Origin of the sequence: Flectobacillus major DSM 103 (genome assembly GCF_000427405.1) — a bacterium.
In the GTDB taxonomy this organism is placed as follows: Bacteria; Bacteroidota; Bacteroidia; order Cytophagales; family Spirosomataceae; genus Flectobacillus; species Flectobacillus major.
Genome location: NZ_KE386491.1, coordinates 2,542,612 through 2,566,315, shown reverse-complemented (window position 1 = coordinate 2,566,315; position 23,704 = coordinate 2,542,612). Strand labels below are relative to the sequence as shown.

Annotated in this window: 17 protein-coding genes and 1 pseudogene; 8 read left to right on the top strand and 10 right to left on the bottom strand. The window is 36.3% G+C overall.

Annotated features, from left to right (window positions below; genetic code table 11):
* Positions 1-19 precede the first annotated feature (19 nt).
* Positions 20-1,510, top strand: a complete 1,491-nt coding sequence (locus FLEMA_RS0117265) for a PhoX family protein (protein ID WP_026995795.1) — start codon at positions 20-22, stop codon at positions 1,508-1,510.
* Between the two features lie 159 nt (positions 1,511-1,669).
* Positions 1,670-3,433 (top strand): cytochrome-c peroxidase, encoded by a 1,764-nt coding sequence (locus FLEMA_RS0117255; RefSeq protein ID WP_026995794.1) that lies wholly within the window; start codon positions 1,670-1,672, stop codon positions 3,431-3,433.
* Between the two features lie 161 nt (positions 3,434-3,594).
* Here FLEMA_RS0117255 and FLEMA_RS68875 read toward each other — a convergent pair whose 3' ends face one another.
* The 4 genes from FLEMA_RS68875 to FLEMA_RS68855 form a co-directional block, all read right to left on the bottom strand.
* A complete protein-coding gene (locus FLEMA_RS68875) occupies positions 3,595-4,179 on the bottom strand; it encodes a hypothetical protein (protein ID WP_044171574.1) in 585 nt (194 codons plus the stop codon).
* A gap of 974 nt (positions 4,180-5,153) precedes the next feature.
* Positions 5,154-5,924 carry a protein NO VEIN domain-containing protein gene (locus FLEMA_RS68865; RefSeq protein ID WP_044171569.1) on the bottom strand — a complete coding sequence of 257 codons (771 nt, stop codon included), beginning with the start codon at positions 5,922-5,924 and terminating at the stop codon, positions 5,154-5,156.
* A 551-nt stretch (positions 5,925-6,475) separates the two neighbouring features.
* Complete coding sequence (gene groL / locus FLEMA_RS68860; RefSeq protein ID WP_044171566.1) at positions 6,476-8,101, bottom strand: chaperonin GroEL; 1,626 nt, start codon at positions 8,099-8,101, stop codon at positions 6,476-6,478.
* A 112-nt stretch (positions 8,102-8,213) separates the two neighbouring features.
* A complete protein-coding gene (locus FLEMA_RS68855; protein ID WP_044171564.1) occupies positions 8,214-8,492 on the bottom strand; it encodes a co-chaperone GroES in 279 nt (92 codons plus the stop codon).
* Between the two features lie 527 nt (positions 8,493-9,019).
* Between FLEMA_RS68855 and FLEMA_RS0117115 the strand changes: the two genes are divergently transcribed.
* Entirely contained in the window at positions 9,020-9,730 is a 711-nt protein-coding gene (locus FLEMA_RS0117115; protein WP_026997749.1) for a hypothetical protein, read from the top strand.
* Positions 9,731-9,957: 227 nt separating this feature from the next.
* Here the strand turns inward: FLEMA_RS0117115 and secG are convergent, their stop codons facing one another.
* From secG to FLEMA_RS68825, 6 genes are all read right to left on the bottom strand, one after another.
* Entirely contained in the window at positions 9,958-10,329 is a 372-nt protein-coding gene (gene secG, locus FLEMA_RS68850; protein ID WP_044171561.1) for a preprotein translocase subunit SecG, read from the bottom strand.
* A 147-nt stretch (positions 10,330-10,476) separates the two neighbouring features.
* On the bottom strand, positions 10,477-11,178 hold the full coding sequence (locus FLEMA_RS76120) for a DUF8458 domain-containing protein (RefSeq protein WP_052354084.1): 702 nt from the start codon (positions 11,176-11,178) through the stop codon (positions 10,477-10,479).
* Between the two features lie 18 nt (positions 11,179-11,196).
* Entirely contained in the window at positions 11,197-11,727 is a 531-nt protein-coding gene (gene lptE, locus FLEMA_RS68840; protein ID WP_044171558.1) for an LPS assembly lipoprotein LptE, read from the bottom strand.
* Positions 11,708-13,063, bottom strand: a complete 1,356-nt coding sequence (locus FLEMA_RS68835) for a sigma-54 interaction domain-containing protein (protein ID WP_044171555.1) — start codon at positions 13,061-13,063, stop codon at positions 11,708-11,710. The genes lptE and FLEMA_RS68835 overlap by 20 nt, the downstream gene beginning before the upstream one ends.
* Positions 13,064-13,169: 106 nt before the next feature.
* Entirely contained in the window at positions 13,170-14,585 is a 1,416-nt protein-coding gene (gene miaB / locus FLEMA_RS68830; protein ID WP_044171552.1) for a tRNA (N6-isopentenyl adenosine(37)-C2)-methylthiotransferase MiaB, read from the bottom strand.
* Positions 14,586-14,895: 310 nt separating this feature from the next.
* Positions 14,896-15,612 carry an SDR family oxidoreductase gene (locus FLEMA_RS68825; RefSeq protein ID WP_044174679.1) on the bottom strand — a complete coding sequence of 239 codons (717 nt, stop codon included), beginning with the start codon at positions 15,610-15,612 and terminating at the stop codon, positions 14,896-14,898.
* A 432-nt stretch (positions 15,613-16,044) separates the two neighbouring features.
* Here FLEMA_RS68825 and FLEMA_RS0116925 point away from each other — a divergent pair, with 432 nt between their 5' ends.
* The 5 genes and pseudogenes from FLEMA_RS0116925 (at position 16,045) to FLEMA_RS77420 (ending at position 23,505) form a co-directional block, all read left to right on the top strand.
* Positions 16,045-17,724, top strand: a complete 1,680-nt coding sequence (locus FLEMA_RS0116925; protein ID WP_026997748.1) for a glycoside hydrolase family 13 protein — start codon at positions 16,045-16,047, stop codon at positions 17,722-17,724.
* Between the two features lie 40 nt (positions 17,725-17,764).
* Complete coding sequence (locus FLEMA_RS0116915) at positions 17,765-18,742, top strand: HNH endonuclease (RefSeq protein WP_026997747.1); 978 nt, start codon at positions 17,765-17,767, stop codon at positions 18,740-18,742.
* A 13-nt stretch (positions 18,743-18,755) separates the two neighbouring features.
* Positions 18,756-20,639 carry a Piwi domain-containing protein gene (locus FLEMA_RS0116910; RefSeq protein ID WP_159102687.1) on the top strand — a complete coding sequence of 628 codons (1,884 nt, stop codon included), beginning with the start codon at positions 18,756-18,758 and terminating at the stop codon, positions 20,637-20,639.
* A gap of 5 nt (positions 20,640-20,644) precedes the next feature.
* Complete coding sequence (locus FLEMA_RS0116905; protein ID WP_026995779.1) at positions 20,645-21,805, top strand: SIR2 family protein; 1,161 nt, start codon at positions 20,645-20,647, stop codon at positions 21,803-21,805.
* 327 nt (positions 21,806-22,132) lie between these two features.
* Positions 22,133-23,505, top strand: a pseudogene (locus FLEMA_RS77420) (MFS transporter).
* The last annotated feature ends 199 nt before the right edge of the window (positions 23,506-23,704 follow it).

Here is a 23,704-nt window from a genome sequence, read left to right as displayed (position 1 = left end):
TTTTACTGCCCAATTCATCATGAAAAATCAGCTATCATTATCAATTGTATCCAGCTTATTGGCTTTGGGATTATGTTCTTGTTCTAATTCCGACGACAATAGTGCACCTACAACGTCAGTTGTATTGAAAGACTACTCTACCAATCCCTCTTTGGTAAAAACATTAAGTGGCTTTGAAGGTGTAAAAATCAATACCCTTATCAGTAGCGACGATAAGCTGGCCGATTCGCCCAATTTTGTATTTGGTGCTCAGCCAGATGGTGCTGGCCTTATCAAAAACCCTTCTGGCGAAGGTTATATTCTTATCAACAATCACGAAATTTTGCGTTCGGTGTCTAGGGTGTATTTAGACAAAACCTTTCAACCTAAAAAGGGGGAATATATCCTCGATGGCGACGGTGGAACATGGCGTTTGTGTTCGGCTACTATGGCAACGCCTGAAATACATGGCTTTGGGCCGATGTTTTTGACAGCAGGCGAAAGCGGTGCCGAGTCGATGGTACATGCTATTAGTCCTTTGGCTGATATTTCGGGCAAAAAAGATGCTAGTCGTGTCTTGCCTGCTTTAGGAAAAGCGAGTATGGAAAATGCCGTACCTCTTCCCAAAGATGCTTTTAGTGGTAAAACTGTGGTAATTATTGGAGAAGATGATTCTAATGGACAACTGATTGCCTATGTATCTAATACTGTAGGTGATTTGAAAGATGGTAAATTGTATTTTCTGAAGAGAACCAACAACGACCCTATCGAAACCAATATACAATTGGGACAACAATATGATGTAGAATTTGTAGAAATTGAAAATGCAAAGTCACTAACAGGAGCACAAATTGCTGCATTATCAGTTGAGAAAAAGGCTATTCAATTTGCTCGTGTTGAGGATGTTGATTATGGAAAAGGTAGTGCTAGCAAAAATAGAGATGTCTATTTTACGGCTACAGGTGTAAGCCAAAGCGATAAAAAAACACCTGTAGATGGCAAAACCATGTGGGGACGAGTGTATCATTTAGCTTTGGATGCCTCTAATCCACTGAAGGGTAAATTAGAAATCGTGGTAGATGGTGTTACCGACCCTGGCAATAGCATTGTCAATCCTGATAATATTTGCGTAACCCAAAACTACGTGTATATTCAAGAAGATGGAGATTCGTTTTATGCCGATAACAAGCATGATGGACGAGTTTGGCAATATAATATTGCTACAAAAACACTCAAACCGTTTATTGAAATGAACCACCGACGTACAGATGCTACTTTCAATGCCAAATACAATACCGTTAATTCTAACTTGTTGAGTTCGTGGGAATATGGTGCGATGTACGATATTTCTGACCTAGTTGGTATTCCTGACACTTTTATCCTGAATGTTCACCCACATACTTGGCGTGATATGAAATATAGCAATGCCGATGGCAGTAATTCAACCGTTGCAAAAAATATTACCGACAGCAGCACGGGTTCGTATGCCGAAGGTGGACAAGTATTAATTATCTCAGGCGTTCCTCGTTAATTTACCTAGTGTTTTTTTTATTGCCCTCGGTGTTTTTATTGAGGGCAATCTTTTTTATCGGAGCTATTTTAATCAACTTGGATTGGTGATAAGGCTACTACCCAAACGAGTAGATTGCTAAAACTTTCAATAGCCTTATTGCTCAATGATGATTCTAGTATGAAAAAGTATTTATTGTATTTTTTGGGTATGATTGCTTGGATAATGGCTTGTCAGAAGCCAAGCCAAGACCTTTCTGCGTCTTTCAAAAACCACCTGTTGGCCGATATTGACTCGCTGAATCAGGACGTAGCTTTGTTGTTGAAAACCGTAGAGCAAAATCAAGGCCTTGGAAATATGCAAAAGCAGTTTGTCCAAACCCGTTTACAGTATAAAAAAATAGCTTTTGCCACAAGCTATTTTATGCCTTCTACCACTCGGTTAGTTAATGGAGCACCTCTCAATGAAATAGAAATAGAAGAAAATACAATTAACGAACCAGGAGGCTTGCAGGTAATAGAAGGATATCTATATCCAACCTTCGATATGACAACCAAGCAAGAACTCGTTCATGAAATTCGTAAATTACAAACAGAATTAAAGCGATACCAAAACTTCAGCGATCTCGAAATTACGGAAGCTCAGATAGTAGATGCTATCCGTTTACAAGTTTTTCGCCTGATGTCGTTAGATTTGAGTGGTTTTGATACACCTCTTTGCAACAACCGACTTCCCGAAATAACACATAGCTTACAAGGAATACAACAGTATTTACAACTGTTTCCAACTGAAAATAAAACGATAAATACGGTTTTAGAAAAAGCTATATTGTATACCCAAAGACAAACTAGCAATCGCCTCAACCACCTTGAATTGTTGAGTAATTACCTTATTCCTGTGTCGAAATCACTGCTTGAATGGCAACAACAAAACCATATTTCTAGCCTCAATGACAAAAGGCCATTGCGTTCTACAGCGTATTCGTATTTTGAAAAAGAAGCATTCTTTCCTGATTTTTATACTTATAATACTGATTTATACACCAATCTCGACAAGGTAGCTTTAGGAAAAACTTTGTTTTTTGATACTATTTTATCAGATAATAACCAGCAAAGTTGTGCTTCTTGTCACCAGCCCGACAAAGCCTTTACCGATGGTATGCCCCAAGCGATGGGTCTAGACAAAAAGCCTGTCAAACGTAATACACCTACACTTTTATACGCAGGTTTGCAAGCCAAGCAGTTTTATGACCTTTCGGTGAATACGCTCGAAGAGCAAGCCAAAACGGTTATTCATAACAAGTCCGAAATGCACGGTTCTTTGGCCAAAGCTGTACTCAAAATTCAAGAACAGCGTGCATATCTTGACCTATTCAAAAGAGCATTTCCACAACAAAAAACGCCCAATGAATCGCAAATTCAAAATGCTCTTGGTGCATTTGTTCGTTCTTTAGCTCCATTTGAGAGTCCTTTTGATGCCTATATGCGAGGCCAGCAGAATAGCCTCACAGCCGAACAACAACAAGGATTTAATGTATTTATGGGTAAAGCAAAATGTGGTACTTGCCATTTTATGCCTATTTTTAATGGAACAGTTCCGCCCGAATTTCTACAAACCGAATCGGAAGTAATAGGGACTTTTGCAACCCCTCAAAGTACTAAAATAGACACAGATAAAGGCCGTGGGGCACTCAACCCACAAATAGCAGATTGGCATTTTGCCTTCAAAACGCCCACTTTACGGAATATTGCCAAAACAGCTCCGTATATGCACAATGGACAATATCCCGATTTGGTATCGGTAATTGATTTTTATAATGAAGGAGGTGCCCTTGGTCGTGGGGTTGATTTACCTAATCAAACCTTAGCCGACACTCAACTCAATCTTGATTCAGTTGAAAAAAAGGCTTTAATAGCTTTTCTACATGCTCTAAACGACAAATAGTTTTTTTAGGGAGGAATGAACTTGAAGTTATCATAACTGATAAATTTCTTGACTAGCTAATCAGGAAGATACCAACAAGACATACTAGTATATTCAGAAATAAGAATAAAGGCTTTGATTATCAGTGTTTTGTGTTTTTGTTAGCCATATTCTTCCTTCTTTTATTTTCTCCCATCCAAAGCTCTATATTTTTTCAGGTCAAAGCCTTCTAAGTAGCTTATTTTCCATATATTATTTTCTTTCTGAGCTTGGACGTGATAGGCGAATTTTTTACCCCATGTCCAATCAAAAGACGCTACATTATTATTGATTTTGAGGCGTTGAATTTTAAGTCGTTTCCAGTAATTATCGGGGCTATCTTGGCAGTTGCACCACGGGTTAGCCTCAGGCTCTATTGGTGACATATCGCCCACCAACCACTCACGGCCCCCGCTGAGTTCTTTATCAATATAATTAGCAATCTTTTGGTGATTTTGTAAAAAAAATTGGGTAAAAAAAGACGTTTTCAAAAGCTCCTTTTGTCGAAGCTGATAGCCTTCCCAATCTATTCCGACATACAACGAATCTTGTTTTTTACCAACAATAGGCGGAAATTCTTCTTTCGTACTTTGCGTTTCATACCATTGATATACCTTTCTAACTAAAGAAGTCAAAGCAAGGCTATCATCATATACTTTTTGGGCAAACATAGTACATGGAATGTACATCGTAGAAAATAAAAACACCAGTAATATTTTACTTTTCATGGCAGATTGGATAAGAAAAATGAATCAATAGAAAGACTGTTTTTTGAATAGACATCAATTTAAAAAAAAACAAGCATAAACCAAAAACGCCTCTTAATCCTAAGACTAAGAGGCGTTTTTGGGGAAGTAAGTACTCAGCTATAAGCCCTTAGGCTTGTGAGCCAAAGACTACATCATTCCGCCCATTCCGCCACCGTGAGGCGTAGCTGGAGCTTCTGCCGTTGGTTTGTCAGCAATCACACATTCAGTTGTCAACAACAAGCCTGCAATTGAAGCTGCGTTTTTAATATAAATCTAAATTTATGAGTTCCTATAAGGGAAGTAAGGCAAGACTTCTATTAATTCGTTAAATTAACTTCGTCTATGTCTTTAAAAATAAGCACTACATCTTTGTTAAATGGATTTCAATATTCGACTTTTTAGCTTTTAATGCTAGTAATAGCGGATTGTGATTAGGTATTTTTGGGGGAGAGATAGTATGGGGAAAAAGGCGATAAAACTATGAACCTAATTAAAATCACCCTCTTTTAAAGAGATTTAAAAGAGGGTGGAAGAGGTATTGTTGGAAATGGAGTTATTCAACAGCAATCTCTATTATTGAAAGTACTAACCTTCATGCTCTTGAATAGGTTCATCATTCATAAATGCTTCAAATGCTCCAATTGGGGCAAAATCAATATTAATTATCGAATAATCATCTTTTTTACGCCAAAGTGTCAACCCTGATTTTTTCTACTTTTTTGTTTAGTAATAGTCCTTTTAAATTTTCTTAATTTTAAAAATTACTTTATGGTTGCAATCTTCACAGTAGGCAAAATCATCATCATTAATTAATTGGTCTTTCATGTCAATATCAATTTCGCAAATAGGACATGCTATACAGTCACCTGAACATTTAAGTGATATTGGAGGCGTTAAAACTGTTGGTATTTCTAAAATTGAGGTGCTTGTCCCAGAAATGTCTAAATTTTTGTTTAACATATATCTGATATTAAATGATACTCTCTGATTTCTTTTGATTTAATAACTCTTTCTTCAAATTTTAGATTTTTTAAAGGATTATCTATTGTTAGAAAGGTTGGTATATTATCTAAATTTAATACCAAAGTAACTATATAATCGTTTTCGTATTCTTTAGCTTTAAAATATTCGTTTTCAGTAAGTCTAAACTTTCCTTTTTTAGCTCTAATACCTTTCACTTCGGCTAAAAATGAATTTTCATTAACATTGATTTGAAAATCGTATCCGTCTCCATACAAACGAGCATCTTCAATAGTTCCATTTTTAAAAGCCTCTATAGAGTTATAATTGTTCATAAAATATAGTTCTGCTTCCAATCCTGTTTCTTGAAGTTTTTTGAATCTTGATTTAATAATTGGTTTTACATCAACAAAAATCCCTGTAACATTAAATTCATTCTTCAAATAGAGTTTGACAATATTTGAATATCCAACTACATTTTCATTTCCAAATAAACTATCAATCAATAATTTTCTATGAATATAAGCATCGCCTTTTTGCCACCAACCTTTTCTATTATTGTTAAAAAAAGGGTCAAATAAATCCATTCTATTTTTTACGACACTTCCTGTTTCAACTAGTCCCAATTCAACAAAGTACTCAAAAAATGAAAGTTTAGTTTCAAAACCAAATTCTTTGATAAACTCATTGTCAAATTTAGCTAATCCATAACCTAATAGGTTTAGGATTTCATAGTTTTCGTGTTTGTTTCCTTTATTATTCATAGATTAAAGTGTAAAATTAAACTATTGATTGTCAATAATTTATTTGAATACGGACTTTCTTATTCCAAAAGATTTTTGATTAATGTGCAATTTACAAATTAACATTCAGTTGTATTTGTTGAAGCTGTTTAAACTTTCATAAAATTACTTGCGTCAGCAATGAATTTATACTGTTTGAGCACAGCGAGTTTATAAATTCTTGATTTTTTTGCGGCCGCCGCTGCGGTTACTTTTTGTATCAAGACAAAAAGTAAGGCTAAGAATTAATCAATAAAGTATGTTTTTAAAAAAGTTTAAACAGCTTCGTTATTTATTAGCCAAATATTCATCTTATAATGAAAGAATTCAAAGCATTACTCAATATTAGGTATATAATATATCCATTTTACTTCAATATGACTAAATGTAAGGGTAGGTATAAAAATACTTTTATACTACATTTTAGAACACATAATTTTCTGAAAAATGAAACTACCCCTACTAAATCACTCAATAAAAAAAGGCCTCTTTCCGTAGAAAGAGGCCTTTGCTTTGTAAGCAGAAATTGATGATTACATCATTCCGCCCATTCCGCCACCGTGAGGCATAGCTGGAGCTTCTGCCGCTGGTTTGTCAGCAATTACACATTCAGTTGTCAACAACAAGCCTGCAATTGAAGCTGCGTTTTCAAGAGCCAAACGCGTAACTTTAGTAGGGTCGATAATACCTGCTTCCAACATATTCTCGAATTTATCTTCACGAGCGTTGTAACCGTAGTCACCTTCGCCAGCTTTCACTGCGTTGATTACAACAGAACCTTCACCACCTGCGTTAGAAACGATTGTTCTTAATGGAGCTTCGATAGCCTGACGGATGATGTTGATACCAGTAGTTTGGTCATCGTTTTCACCTTTCAAACCGTCCAATGAAGAGATAGCACGGATTAATGCTACACCACCACCTGCAACGATACCTTCTTCTACAGCAGCGCGAGTTGCGTGTAAAGCATCGTCAACACGGTCTTTTTTCTCTTTCATTTCTACTTCAGTAGCAGCACCGATGTAAAGGATAGCAACACCACCTGACAACTTAGCCAAACGTTCTTGCAATTTCTCACGGTCATAATCAGAAGTAGTGTTCTCGATTTGAGCTTTGATTTGGTTTACACGAGCTTGGATACCATCTGAAGAACCAACACCGTTTACAACAGTTGTGTTGTCTTTATCGATGATGATTTTTTCAGCTTGTCCTAAATATTCGATAGTAGCGTGCTCTAATTTGAAACCACGCTCTTCTGAAATTACAGTACCACCAGTCAAGATAGCGATGTCTTCCAACATAGCTTTACGACGGTCACCGAAACCTGGTGCTTTAACAGCAGCAACTTTCAATGCACCACGGATTTTGTTTACTACCAAAGTAGCCAAAGCCTCACCGTCAACATCTTCAGCGATAATCAACAAAGGACGACCAGTTTGAGCAACACCTTCCAATACTGGTAACAATTCTTTCATTGAAGATACTTTCTTCTCAGAAATCAAGATGAACGGACGCTCTAATTCAGCTTCCATTTTCTCAGTGTTTGTTACGAAGTATGGAGACAAATAACCACGGTCAAACTGCATACCTTCTACAGTTTTAACTTCAGTTTCAGTACCACGAGCTTCTTCAACAGTGATTACACCTTCACGACCCACTTTGTCCATCGCGTTAGCAATCATGTTACCAATTTCAGCGTCAGAGTTAGCAGAGATAGTAGCAACTTGAGCGATTTGGTTTGAAGTTTCGATAGCTTTAGATTGAGATTTCAAAGAACCTACAACCGCAGTAACAGCTTTGTCGATACCACGTTTCAAATCCATTGGATTTGCACCAGCAGCTACGTTTTTAGAACCGATTGTATAGATAGCCTGAGCCAATACAGTTGCAGTAGTAGTACCATCACCAGCTTGGTCAGCAGTTTTAGAAGCTACTTCTTTTACCAATTGAGCACCCATGTTTTCAACTGCATCTTCCAATTCGATTTCTTTTGCTACCGATACACCATCTTTAGTGATAGTAGGAGAACCAAATTTTTTATCAATGATTACGTTACGGCCTTTTGGTCCTAATGTAACTTTTACTGCGTTTGCTAAAGTGTCAACGCCTCTTTTTAGTTTGTCACGAGCGTCTGTGTCAAAAAATAATTCCTTTGCCATTGTTGTTATGTTTTTATGCTATATGCAGTAGGCCAAATGCTTTCTGCAATGTTAGAATAATAAAACTTTGAAAAAATGTTTAGGGCTTAGTGCCTAAAGCTTGATGCGAAAATTAAACAATTGCGAAAATATCGCTTTCACGCATGATTAAATAATCTTTTCCTTCTACTGCGATTTCAGTGCCTGAGTACTTGCCGTACAATACAGTATCGCCAACTTTAACAGTCATCGGCTCATCTTTTTTGCCGGCACCTACTGCTACAACTGTTCCTTTTTGTGGCTTTTCTTTTGCGGTGTCAGGAATGATAATTCCGAATGCAGTTTTTTCTTCTGCTGCTGCTGGTTCAACTAGAACTCTATCAGCTAATGGTTTGATACTTACTGTTGACATTTTGTTTTTGTAAGAGTTATTTTTTGTTGTTTAAATTTTAGGTCAGAGCCAGCCAAACGGTTGTCTGAACTTTTGACAAGGCTTAACTGACTACTTCTTTAGTAACATTTTTTGTGCCACTGCCCCATAAACTGAAATATTGTCAGTTTCTACTGACAAATTATCGGTTTTTATCTTTTTTGCCTTACCCTCTAAGCATTTTTGTCTGCTTTTTTGTACTTAATTTATGACAAATTGGTCAAAATAAAGGTTGTTAATGGGGCATGAATGAGGCTTTGGTTTGGCAAAACAATAAAAGTGTCATTGAATGGGTGTCTGCTTGTATCGGGGTATGGCTGTTATTGGATAAAATCGGGAGGATTTCTTGCTTTTTTCGTTTGAAATAATAACTTTAAGTAAAAAAAGTAATCATTTATCAGAGTTTGACATCCTTACCACTTTTGTTATCAGAGGTTCAAAAACGTATGTGTCATACTTTTGAGATTTTCCGAATGTTTTAAATAGTTTTAAAAGAAAGGAGGACGCAGATGAGAAATTTAGAAAAAGACTGGCTAACGGCTGGTTTGGTAGATTTCGAGTACAAAAAGTACGTTTTATTGGCATATTTGCAGTCGGTAAAAACCAATTTTAAGGAACAAAAATTATATCCAGATTTGGTCGATTTGCAAAGGCATTACGAATACTCGCTGTATTTTAAGTCTGGATTACAACAAATGGCTCAAAACTTCCCGAAAAGAATCAATGGAATCAATGCCGAAAAATTGCAAGTAGATTTCCGAACAGAAACTCAGCCCGAAAGTGAATATTTGATGGAAATGGAATCTATTACTGATTATGCTTTGCCTCGTTTTAAAAATACCATTCAAGAGGGCGAGGGTTTGCGAGAAGAAGTTGAAAAAAGTATTTCGATTGCTCCTGTAGGTATTTTGCCTTTGTACAAAAATGATGGATATTTGTTTTTGTACGAACCCACAATTAGCGAAACCAGAATCTATCAATATAACCTGACTATCTATGAGAATAACCACGAAAAACGACGTGGCCTGAAAACATTCTATATAGATACCGTAAAAAGAAGTGTGGTAAATACTTTTGAAAATATCAAGATTGATCTTGTCAAACGTTTTAGGCATTTACCCAATCCTGCTACTTATTTGGTGGAGTCGAAGTTTGTGTTACCACTAGAAGAAACACTCTTACCAATAGCCAAGAAAAAGGTTGTTGATGTGATTTTTTAAACAAAATGATTCAGGAATTGCTCAATAAACTAGGGGAGGGGCTGGATAGGCTGGATAATAGAGGAGAAAAAAATAAAAAGGGGAGACATCAATAAGAATGGAGGTTTTGGATAATGAAAGAATGAAATAGGGATAATTAGTAGTGAGTATGGCAACGAATTAGATTGTTAACTTATTGATTGCTTAATTCACTTTTTCTTCACTATTTCATTCTTTCATTTCTTCATTTATTTAGCAGGAGCTGGTGCTGGTGTTGCAGGAGTTCCGCTAGCAGGAGCTGGTGCCGCTGGTGCAGGAGCTGGAACTGCCGCTGGGATAGTTTTGCTAGCTGCTTTTTCTACGTTGATAGAATTGATACCTTCTGCACCGCTTGTTGGAGTCAAAAATTTAGAACCCAATACCAATAAAGCAATTACAACTGCTCCGCCCCAAGTGATTTGCTCAAGGATGTCGCCTGTACGCTGAACGCCAAACATTTGACTTGCTCCTGATGTACCAAATTCACCTGAAAGGCCGCCTCCTTTAGGGTTTTGTACTAATACTACGAATACCAATAATACTGCTACAATGCAAATAATAGTAATAACTGCTCCGAACATTTTTTTACTGTTTTAATGTTAATATTTTTGATTTTTGCCTTATGTTGTAAGCTTTTGATTCATGAATAAATTACCTAAAAGATACACTATTTTGTTCATGGCTCTTGGCTTTACGTTGATGCCTTCTATTCTTCTTTTCAAAAAGCGTTATTGAAGCCCTTTTATTTTATCCGCAAAGTACGCTTTTTTTTCTGGGAATTTCAAAATTAATTTCTCATATACTGCAATCGCTTTTTCTTTACGGCCTTGCATCGTCAAAATTTTGGCATAACTCTCGGTTACAATCTCCTTTTTGGGCCTAACGCTATTGGCAGAAAGGTCTTCATTATTGTTTTTTGTTTCTAATTGACTTTTGCTAGTTCTAATTAAGCCCGGGTCTTTCTGGATAAAGTTTTCGATAATACTTAATTGCTGCTGTTGTTTTTGCAGAATATCCTCAATCAAAAAATCTTCAAAAGAAAGCGACTGGCTTAATAAATCATTGTTGCTAAATACTGGGGTTTCTAAAGCTTGCGTAGCACTTTGTTTTTCTTCTGCCTCTACAATTTCTTTTACTTTGTCGATATAGGCCGAATCTACCTGCACAGTGGGTACAGCAACCACCTCATTGACAAAGCTACCATTGATTACCTTCCGCAAAGCATTTCGATTGATACTATAGGCGGCAGCTTTTCTGATTTTCTCGTTGGCGAGTTCTTCTGGGTAATTTTGGTGATAACCTTTGGCCAATAGTGTATGAGCCAACTGAAAATAAGGAAACTCCTGTGTTAATGCTTCCAAAGCAGCTATATCTTCCCTCGAAACCTCGTTGGGGTTGGCTACTAAATATGAAAAAGATTCTTTGGTCATGTATTCATTGGTTAAAAGCTACCATTCTCCCGCCGTTTTATTAAAAATATCTAAAACGATTTGGTCTAAAATTTTAGGAATCAAGTCTTTTTCTACAGCCGAAACGGTTTGATTTTGAGCAAAATCTTGATAAAAAGAAAACTCTTGGTCAAAGTTTTTATTTTCGTCTTTGGCGTTAGTAAACTTTACTTGTATTCTGATAGTTAGTCGGTTAAGCCCCCCTTTGTCCGATGAAGATGGAGCTTTCGCTTCTACATCATATCCACTGATATACCCTTCAAACATCAAGTCGGGGTTGACATTAGCAATTTTCAACGAAGTATTTCTTTGAAAATACTCTTTCATTTTTTCATTGAACATCAGCGTAAGGTTGGTTGGCCCACCTGCTGCCTGAATAGTAAAGTTTTGAATCTGAATGGTTTTTAGGTTAGGGTCTAAGCTTGCCCCTCTAAAAGAATAGCACCCCATAAGCAACTGAGTACCAATACATAAAGCCATTGCTACGGCAAAAGCCTTTGAGCAAATTTTGCTATTCCTCTTCAATATCATATTGTTTGATTTTTCGATATAAAGTTCTTTCCGAAATACCCAAATCTTGTGCTGCATACTTTCGCTTATTTTTATTTTTGCGTAAAGCCTTGATTATCATGTCTTTTTCTTGTTTTTCAAGCGACAGCGACACTTCTTCGGCTACATGCGTGATGTCATAAACATCGTTGGTGTTGTTGTCGATCGATATGATTTTTAGTTCATTTTCGGTGGGGGCAACAGTTTGGTATTCGGGTGTTTCATAACTACTGGCACTTGGCAAAATCCTATTAGGGTTCATTTCAGGTGCTGTATAGCTTGGGGCAAAATTGGTATTTACAGTATCATTTTCGAGGTTTTGGAACAAATTCTCGTGTCCTTTCAAAATATCGCCATTAACTTCGCCATTGTGTTTGAGAACCTCCAAAAACATTTTTTTTAGTTCGGTTACATCTCTACGCATATCAAATAATATTTTGTAGAGAAGTTCACGTTCGTTGAAGTTATCTTTGTGTTGGGCATCAAAATCCTTTCTTACCAAGCCATTACCAATTTGTTGGCCATTATTCATTTGAAGATAATGACTCAATTTATCGGCATTGAGTACACGGTCGTCGACTTCCAAAATAGACACTTGGTCGGCTAAGTTTTTGAGCTGACGGATATTCCCTGGAAAACGTTGCGAAAGCAATAGATTTTGGGCATCGGGTGTCAACTGAATAGGCTTGATACGGTACTTTTCGGCAAAATCGGTTGTAAATTTCCTAAAAAGAAGTTCAATATCCATACCTCTGTCACGCAGTGGAGGCACAAAAATCGGCACAGTATTGAGGCGGTAATACAAATCTTCTCGGAACTTACCACGTTCTACCGCCTGCATGAGGTTGATATTAGTAGCGGCAACTACTCGGACATTGGTACGTTGTACTTTTGACGAACCTACACGAATAAACTCGCCATTTTCCAATACTCGTAACAAACGAGCCTGTGTTCCTAGGGGCATTTCGGCTATTTCGTCCAAAAAAATAGTGCCACCATCTGTTACTTCAAAATACCCTTTGCGTGCATCGATAGCCCCAGTAAAAGCTCCTTTTTCATGACCAAATAGCTCTGAATCAATCGTTCCTTCAGGAATAGCCCCACAGTTGACGGCTATAAATTGGCCATGTTTGCGTGCTGATATATTATGAATAATCTTTGAAAACGATTCTTTACCCGAACCACTTTCTCCAGTGATTAGCACCGTCATGTCGGTAGGGGCAACTTGTGCCGCTACCTCGATGGCATGGTTTAATGCGGGAGAATTGCCTATAATTCCAAAACGGGCTTTTATAGATTGTAATTCTGAGGTTGTCATATCTCTGTAGTTATGAGTGATAAATAGTGACAATTGAGTTGTGAATACTAAACATGGTTAATACTCACAACTTCCAATAATCGCTTTTCTACTAAATCACCAATAGTTATACTGCTTCTCCAATCAAAGTGGCGGCGGTACATTCTTTTACCAAAACATTTACATAGTCACCTTTTTTGAAGTTTTGTTTAGGGAAAACTACTACTTTATTTTGGTCGTTGCGACCTTGTAAGAAATCTTCTGAACGTTTAGAAGTACCCTCTACCAATACTTTTTGGACTTTGCCCAAGGCCATTTGGTTGCGAGCCAACGAGTGTTTTTGTTGAATAGCAATGATTTCGTTTAAGCGACGTTTTTTGACATCTTCAGGAATATCGTCGGTATACTTTTTGGCGGCAGGTGTGCCTGGGCGTTCTGAATACGCAAACATATAACCGTAGTCATATTTCACATATTCCATCAACGACAATGTATCTTGGTGTTCTTCTTCTGTTTCGGTACAGAAGCCTGCAATCATATCGTGCGAAATACCACATTCTTCGCCCAAAATAGCACGAATAGCGTCGATACGGTTGATATACCATTCACGGTCGTAAGTACGGTTCATCACTTTCAGTACTCTCGAATTACCGCTTTGTGCTGGTAAGTGAATATACTTACAGATATTCTCGTACTTTTTCATGGTATGTAGTACTTCGTCGGTAATGTCTTTAGGGTGCGAAGTAGAAAAACGCACACGCAATTCTGGACTAATAAGTGCTACTCTTTCAAGCAATTGAGCAAAATTGACGGTTTCGCTACCATCTTCAGAAGCCCATTTGTAAGAGTCTACATTTTGGCCAAGAAGTGTTACTTCTTTAAATCCATTATCAATCAAATCCTGACATTCTTTGATGATAGAATAGACATCACGAGAACGCTCGCGGCCACGGGTAAATGGCACTACACAAAACGAACACATATTGTCGCAACCACGCATAATACTCACAAAGGCTGTAACACCGTTTGAGTTGAGACGCACTGGCGAAATATCTGCATAGGTTTCGTCTCTCGACAAGAACACATTAATAGCCTTTTGTCCTTCTTCAACTTCGCTGAATAGATTTGGTAGGTCACGGTAAGAGTCGGGGCCAGCAACAACATCAACGATTTTTTCTTCTTCCAAAAACTTGGTTTTGAGGCGTTCGGCCATACAGCCCAATACCCCTACAACAACGTCTGGTTTTTTCTTTTTAAGAGGGGTGAAGTTTTTCAGACGGTTGCGTACTTTTTGTTCGGCATTTTCACGAATAGCACAAGTATTCAACAAAATAACATCTGCTTCTTCGTATTGTGATGTAGTAGCGTAGCCATTTTCTTGAAGAATAGACGTTACAATTTCACTATCCGAGAAATTCATTTGGCAGCCGTAGCTTTCGATATATAATTTCTTTTTATTTTCCTTGCCAGTTTCGTCAATCGAAATTCTAGCTACTTCCAAAGCCTCTTTGTCTTCGTCTTTAAGTATTTCTAAACTCTTCATGTTTTTGGTAATGCGTAAATGTTGAAAGCAAATAAGCAAATACGTTATCTGAAGGATAGAAAATCTCCTCCATTTGGTGCTTATTTCTGTTGGACTACAAAATTACGCAATTTTGAGTTCAATTCTGCCATTATGGCAGAGTTTTAGGAAAAATTAACTTTTGAGGAATACTGCACCGAATCAGGCTTTTTAGGATAAAAGGGTTAATAGGCTTGTTTTTAAATGCAGGTTAGCTTTCTCAGAAGGCATTGCTAATGAGCTGGCGAATTTATTCACCAGCTATAAAAGTTGAAAGAGCTAGCTTTATAGATTAATAATCCTGAGAAATAGGGTGAATCATTAATTCGTCAATGACAACATGGGCAGGAGCCGACAGAATATAATGAATAGAATTGGCCATATCTTGTGAGGAAAGGTATTTTTCCTGATGAGGGTCGCCCTCGGCACGCCGATGAAAATAGGTATCTACTAATCCCGAATACACAACCGATACCTTGATTTGATCCTTTCTCACCTCTTTTCTCAAGGCCATCGAAAAGGCATCTTGAGCATATTTAGAAGAACAGTACAACGAACCGCCATCAAAAACCCTTTTGGCTACATCCGAGGCAATATTGATGATATGCCCTTTGCCTGCACTCTTCATAAAAGGAATAGCTTCACGACAAAACAGAAAAGTTCCTTTTACATTGGTTTCATAAATATCGTCCCATTCGGCTGACGTGATTTCGGTAGCCTGCTTAAAAATACCAAAACCCGCATTATTGACAAGGGCATCGATACTGCCAAAGGTAGCAAAAAGGCTTTGAACCGAGTTTTTTACAAATGCTTCGTCGGCTACACTTCCTACAAAAATTTCGACTTTAGCACCAAGGGCTGTAGCTTCTTGTTGAACAGCCTTTAGCTCTTGCTCGCTACGAGCTACCAAGCCCAAATAAGCACCTTCTTGGGCAAGTGTCAAGGCCAAAGCACGGCCAATTCCCTTACTAGCTCCTGTAATAAGTACAGTTTTATTTTTTAAAGACATTTTGTTTATAATTTTATGGTTGAATGGAAAAATTGTCGATAACCAAGCAAAAATAGGCTTTTTACGGCAAAACTGCTTTGTTCTGTACTTAATAATGCCTACAAAGCCCGTTACCACCCAATAAAGAAGGTAGTATATTGCCGACTATTTTTTATTTCTTGCTAATTTTTTAATTGATTGGAGAAATTGTGCAGGTATTGGAAATACCCCCAAGAGCTATTGATTGTTTTTCAATTATTTCTTTTGGGCGTGACGTAATAGTATCGACCAAGTTTGAAATGAATCATCTGTTACTAATGAAATGTTTACTCTTGTAAGTTAGTCTTTCTAAGCTTTCTATTGGATTACCCTTGCACTTGATTACTGGAAGAAATTCAAAAAATAGGACTAAACAAAGAGTATCCCAATCAATAAATATGCTATTTAACTATTATGAGTCAAACACGTAAATGGTGGAAAGAGGCGGTCGTATATCAAATCTATCCTCGGAGTTTTAAAGACGCTAACGGCGATGGAATTGGGGATTTACAAGGAATTATTTCCCAATTAGATTATTTAAAAGCATTGGGTATAGATGTAATATGGCTGAGTCCTTTTTATCAGTCGCCCAATGCCGACAATGGCTATGATATATCAGACTATCGGGCTATCATGAGCGATTTTGGTACTATGGCCGACTTTGAGGAGCTGCTCTACCAAGTGCATCAGCGAGGACTCAAAATGGTGGTAGATTTGGTAGTAAATCATAGCTCGGACGAACATTTTTGGTTTCGGGAGGCTCTCAAAGGCAAAGATAACCCTTATCGAGATTATTATATTTGGCGGCCAGCCAGGCGAGGAGGAAGGCTACCAAACGATTGGCTTTCCTTCTTTTCGGGTTCGGCGTGGGAGCTAGACGAGGCTTCTAATGAATATTATTTGCATCTTTTTGCCAAAAAACAACCCGACCTCAATTGGGAAAATCCTCAACTTCGAGCCGAAATTCATGAAATAATGCGGTTTTGGTTGGATAAAGGAGTCGATGGCTTTAGAATGGATGTAGTAGCTTTCTTTTCCAAAAATCAAAAATTTCCAAAATATCCCAAAGACCACTTTGGCGATTTTTCGGAATATGCCAATGGCCCTAGAATCCATGAGTTTTTACAGGAAATGAACCAAGAGGTTTTGTCAAAATACGATATTATGACCGTTGGCGAGGCTTTTGGTGTGGGCGTAGAACAGGCTTTAGACTATGTAAGCGAGCATCGCAACGAACTACAAATGATATTTCATTTTGACCATGCTGTGCCTCGTACCGAGCAGCATTTTATCAATCCAGCACCCGAACTAAAACTTACAGAACTAAAAGCTATTTTCAGAAAATGGGATACCGCCTTGTCAAACGATGGTTGGAATAGTATTTATTGGGGTAATCATGACAGTCCAAGGGTACTTTCTCGGTTTGGGAATACCTCCAAATACGAGCAAGAATCAGCTAAGATGTTGGCTACTATCCTGTTAACACTACGAGGTACAGCCTATATTTATCAGGGCGATGAAATAGGCATGAGCAATTGCTATTTTGGCAATATTGATGAGTTTGACGATATTCAGGTAAAAAATGCTTATCAAATACAAGTGTTAGAAAAAGGGGAAAATGCACAAAAGTTTATACGAGTAAGTAACAAAATAGCTCGTGACCACGCCCGTACCCCTATGCAGTGGTCGGCTCAGTTACATGCGGGTTTTTCGGAAAGCAAAAGTACTTGGCTCAAAGTAAACCCTAATTATCAGCGAATCAACGTACAAGCCCAACAAAATGACCCCAATTCCATTTGGCATTATTACCGAGCATTGATTCAACTTCGTAAACAGCACCTAGGCTTGGTATATGGTACTTACCGAGACCTTCGCCCCAATTGTAATAAAATTTATGCCTACAAACGCCTTTGGGAACACCGACAATACCTTATTCTCAACAACTGGACAAACCAAGAGCAAACTTTTTCAGTAAAATATAAAGGCAGTCAGCTTATTTTATTGCTAAGTAATTATAACAATACCGCTATTTATCAAAGCAAAGAATTTACCCTGAAGCCCTATGAAAGTAGGATTTATGAAGTGGAGGTATAGAATATAGTGAAAAAGTAACCCATAAATAATAGTATAAAGTATGTTGAATACCCTCGATTATTTTATATACGCTTTTGCTCATTTGAGGCGTGACAATAAAAATGGTGGAGCACCACATAAGCCCGTTTTATTATTGGCTCTACTTCATGAGTATGAAGTAGGGCATATTTCAGATAACAGAATAGAGATAAGTCCTGAATTAATACATTCATTTTCTGTGCTTTGGAATCAATTAGTTGTCACTTCTCACGACCCAAAGTTTGCCTTGCCATTTTTTCACCTGACAGGTGAAAAAGGCAATTGGTGGAAACTAATACCTCATATTGGTTGTGAATTATGGATTGAAAATGCAGGTTCGATGCGTAGCTTTAGCAATTTAAGTGCAGCTGTGGCTTATGCCGAAATAGATATAAATTTAGCTACTTTACTGCTCAATCAAGAAAGTAGAAATATCTTAAAACAAATACTACTGAAAACCTATTTCCCCAACAAGACGCTAACACAAGGTTCTTTTGAGCAAGACACTTATTTTGAAAACCTTAAAAATGATATTTATGAACCCCCAATAGCTTATAAAAGTAAATTAGAAGATTTAAAGAAAAATCTTGACCCCGAAACTTATCAAATAGAAGTCTATAATAGAGGAACGATTTTTAGGAGAGAAGTTGTAAAAATCTATGACGCTACATGTGCTATGTCTGGATTAAGAGTATCGGCTTCATTTAGTATTTCTATGGTAGATGCTTGTCATATTATTCCTTTTGCTATCGGGTTTGACAACACTTTGACTAATGGCATTGCCCTTTGTCCAAATCTTCATCGAGCCTTTGACCGTGGCGTTATTGCCATAAATGACCACTACGAAATAATCTTATCAAAATCCTTTAAAGAAAATCGAGACAGTGATTATAGTTTTTATAAATTAGAAGGTAAAAAGGTTAATTTACCAGAACAAACTGAATATCACCCCTCGCTAGAGAATTTTGCTTGGCATCGGGAGTATGTTTTTAAAAACTAAATGTTACAAAAATATGAAAAAGATAGCTTTAAATTTTGTTCCTCTACAGAAACAGATTTTCGATATTAATGTTTTTAGAAAAGAAAGAGATAAACAAGGTTTTAAGAATGAAGACTCTGAAATTTTCTCTTTAACAATTGGCGATGGGAAAGAACAGTTTTGGTTTAGTTTTTTTCCTAAAAATGATTTTACTCCAGTTGTTTATAAGTCAAACGAAAATATTTATTTAACATTAAGATACATTTTCAAGACATTATGTGATAGGTGTAATGAAACATTAGTAGAAAAAAATGAATATACAATTGAGTCACATTTTACATCTCAAAAAGTTAGATTTATCATTAAAAGTTATGCCGAAGGAAATCAAATTGTATGGCTATCCCCATTTTTTCTAGAAAAGACCAAAAAATTTGGGTTCTTGTTAGATTTTAAATTTGTTGTTAATCAAGGACAATCATTTAATAGAAAAATACAGCAATTAAGTCTGAGCCTAAATGGTGAATATAAGTCTAATAATAATCTTTATTACGACAAATTCAACATGCTAAAATCTTTTGCTCGTTTCTATTACAACAAGACCTTTGCAAATTCAATAGTAGATTTTACAGGTTTTACCCAATTAGAGTCCTTTCAACTCCAAAATAAAACCTACATCTTTGGGAATAACGAAGAAGCAAACTATCCTTCTACAGGTTTGAAAAAATCAGGCCCTTATAAAAAAGTAAATCAAAGTGCATTATTTTATTTCTTAAGAAATGAAGATGAAAAAGACAAGGCACTAAAGCTATATACAGCATTAAGAGGAGAGAGTCTGGATGATAATAAGTTTTATGGCGGGTTAGAAGAAACGTATAAACTCACAATAAATCAAAATAATATTAAAGGACTAAATTCTGATAAATATAAATTTGTTGATGAAATAGAGCAAGTTGCTATTGAAATTAAAAAGAAACATCCTTATGAAAAGATTATCATTTTTGCATTTTCTCCCAGAAAAGAAGAAGGCGGGGGGGGGCAAAAGAGATATTTAACCATTAAGTATGGCTTTGCTCAGCAAAATATTCCAGTACAATTTGTTCAATATAGTACCGTCACAAGTCCCTATGCTTTAAAGTCTTCCATTCCTAATATAGCATTAGCAGTTTTTTCAAAACTTGGAGGAGAGCCATGGAAAGTAAAATCTGCTGGTGAAGATTGTTTAGTGTTAGGAATTAGTCAAACTATCTATAGAAAGACTGGGTCTAAAGCTAAAAAATTTATCGCATACTCTGTTTTACTTGATACGGGTGGTATTTACAAAAGTTTAGAAGTTTTAAGTAATGAAGAAAACATAGAGTCGTACTTTGCAAAACTAAAAATAAGTCTGAAGAAGGTTCTTACCGAGGAAACAAAGAGATATAAGAAAGTAGTCTTACATGTTACCTTCAAACTAAAAATTAAAGAATTAAATATTATTAAAGAAACTCTTAGTGGATTTGATAGCGAAATTGATTTTGTTGTTATTAGGATAAATACGGAAAATGGTTTTTGGGGATACGATCAAACACAACATCATCTTACTCCATCCCGAAATACTTGTATATCAATTGCTGATTCAAAATATTTAATTTGGCTAGAAGGGACAAAGAGTGATTTTGATTCTCCTGAAAAAAGATATTCAGGTCCCATGTATGTTGATTTTTTTTATACCTCTAAAACCCTTGAGGAAAATGACAAACGTACTTATTTACAAGATTTACTCAATCTCTCTGGAGCAAACTGGCGAGGACTGAATGCCAAAGCTGTACCTGTATCTGTGTATTATTGTAAATTAGTCTCTGAGTATATAAAAGACTTTAAAGAAGTTTTGAATATTGAAGAGTTAAAAAATGAATTTAGTAACCCTTGGTTTTTATAAAATTTATGAATAACAATATTCTATCAGGAACTAGTGGAAGTATAATCATTCTTCTTGGAGCAGGGGCAAGTGTAGACGCTGGAGTTCCACATACTCAAAAAATGATTGAGGACATAAATAAAATGCTTGATGGTGACTGGAAAAAATACAAACCTATATATGAGCATCTAAGGAAGCTTTTTGGAAAAGAAAATAAAGATGAATCTGGTAACATCACTTATGATGACTTAAATATTGAAAAATTATTCAGTCAATTAGATGAGTTAATTTCTTTACTTGACGGTAAGCATAATTTATATCAATTCTTTAAAAACTGGATTGACTTATTTAAAAACCTTTATGGCTTTCAGGATGTAAAAGATTTTAGGGATAAAATTGAAGAAAAATTAAAAGAATGGATTGTACCCCAAAATTTAGAGTTATCCTATTATGAATATCTACTAAGGTTTGCAAAAACTAACCCTGGTTCAGGATTAAGGGTTTTTACTTTAAACTATGATAAGTGTATAGAGGAGGCATTTAGAGATTTTGAGCATGAGGGCTTGGAGTTAGAAAGAGGATTTGGTGTCAAAGAAAAGCAGAACATGGTTTGGAGGCCTGAAAACTTTGAAGAAAAAAATGACCTTGATAAAAGTGCGGATAATTTATCGTCTAAAATACTTTTCTTATATAAGATGCATGGTAGTATAGATTGGGGAAGGAACACAAAACAAGAACTAATAAGAATTAATGGTCAGAGCATAACAGAACTAATATTTGGAACAGAACAAAAAGTAAAAGCCCATGACCCATATTTATATTATGTATATCAATTCAGAACGTTTTCTCTAAAATCAAAACTAATTGTTATTTGTGGATATGGCTTTTTTGATTCACATATAAATAAAATTCTTACTCAATCTTTAATTTCTCATCCTGAGCAGAAAATATTGATTTGCAAATGGCAAGACTTACCGAAAGAAGAACAAGGACTTCAAGATAATGAAAATCATAAAGAATGGTATAGGAATCAATTGGAATTAGAGAATACATCTCAGATTCATATCTGGTATGGAAACGCAAGTGTTTTTTTTGAAAAAATGTTAAATATTGAAAAAATGGAAGATCTATTTCCAGTAGATCAAGAGGTTAGTTTATTCTTTGAAAAGATTGGCGAAGAAATTTAGCAAGATTATCTATAGTTTTTTCTCAAAACTTTTTAGTTGAAAGCATTATTTGAGACTGTCAGATTCTTAAAAAGTATTTGTTCTTGCATTATGTCAAGAAGTTCTCAAGTACAAATTCATAATAAAAATAGCGAAAGCTGGTCAGCTTTTAGGTTAATCAATAGTAAGTTTTTTAACGCGATATTTCTAGGTTGGACGTCAGATAACCTCAATTGAGTTCAAAATATCACCTCTTTTATACCTAAAATCACTATTTGTGATATACCATTGACAAGCTAATTGCTTTCTTTCAGCCAAAACATTTTTTATGTTATTACAAAATGGCTAATGATGGTTTTATCGTTTAAAATGTCAATAAAATTAGCTAATATTGGCATTCTAAATAGATGTATAATCGTCCCTAAATCCATGATAAAAAATAATCCAAAGGTGCTGAATGCTTGGGCAATGTACGATTGGGCCAATTCGGTACATTCTTTGACCATCACTTCTGCTATTTTCCCTATTTATTTTCCTGCAGCGGCCGTAATGATGCCTTCCAAAAGTACCATGTTGGATTTTTTGGGCTTTCAGCTCGAAAATACAGTGGTATATTCTTATGCGGTTTCATTGGGCTTTTTGTTGTTGGCTTTTTCTGTACCTATTACTTCGGCTATTTCTGATTTTACGGGCAAGAAAAAAGCATTTCTCAAAATGTATTGTTACTTTGGAGCTATCAGTTGTATGATGCTCTATTTTTTTACAGAAGGGCGTTATTATTTGGGTACATTTGCCTTTTTGTTTTCTATTGTAGGCTGGGGGGGAAGTATCGTTTTTATAATTCGTATATGCCCGAAATTGCTACCGAAGACCGTTTCGACAACCTGAGCGCCAAAGGGTTTAGTATGGGGTATATCGGTAGTGTGATATTGCTGTTGCAAAACCTTACGATGGTACTAAAACCCGAATGGTATGGGGGTATTTCGAGTGGTCAGGCTTCACGGATTTCGTTTTTGTCGGTAGGAATTTGGTGGATAGTATTTGCTCAGATTCCATTTTATTACTTGCCAGAAACCCAAAAACCACAGAAAAGAGGAGGAAGTTGGATTTTTAATGGCTTTAAAGAATTGAAAAAAGTTTTTGGCGAATTGCAGTCATTACAAATTACCAAGAAGTTTTTGGTGGCATTTTTTTTCTACAATATGGCAGCCCAAACGGTAATGTATTTGGGGGCTTTGTTTGGTAGCGAAGAGCTAAAGTTACCTTCCGATGCCCTGATTATCACCATTTTATTGATTCAATTAGTGGCTATTCCTGGGGCTTATATTTTTGCAAGGCTTTCTAATAAAATCGGCAATACCAGCTCGCTTTCGTGGATTGTGGTTATCTGGATTGTAATATGTATAGCGGCTTATTATGTTACCACTCGCAATCAGTTTTTTGCATTGGCTACTGGCATAGGTTTTGTGATGGGGGGGATTCAGTCGCTGTCACGCTCAACGTATGCCAAGCTGATTCCAGAAGAAACAGAAGATACAGCATCATATTTTAGCTTTTATGATGTATGTGACCGCCTGTCGACAGTACTAGGCACATTTATGTTTGGCTTGGTTAATCAGATAACTGGAAGTATGCGGATGAGTGTATTATTCCTATCAGCGATTTTTGCGATTGGATGGGTACTAATAAGAAGAATTCCTTCTCAGAAAATATACAAATAACAAGAATAACTTGAAAGGCAAAAGTCTTCCTACCTAACGAGGAAGACTTTTACTTTTATTTTTCATTTACAACTTCTCTTTTTTCGCTTGCTGTTGATAAATAGAAATACTTGCTTCCGCAGTTAAGGCAAGAGTAAAATTTGACGTTGGGGATGAAAAATAAAAAAAGTTTTACATAAAGAGGTCTTTTTGTCCGAGA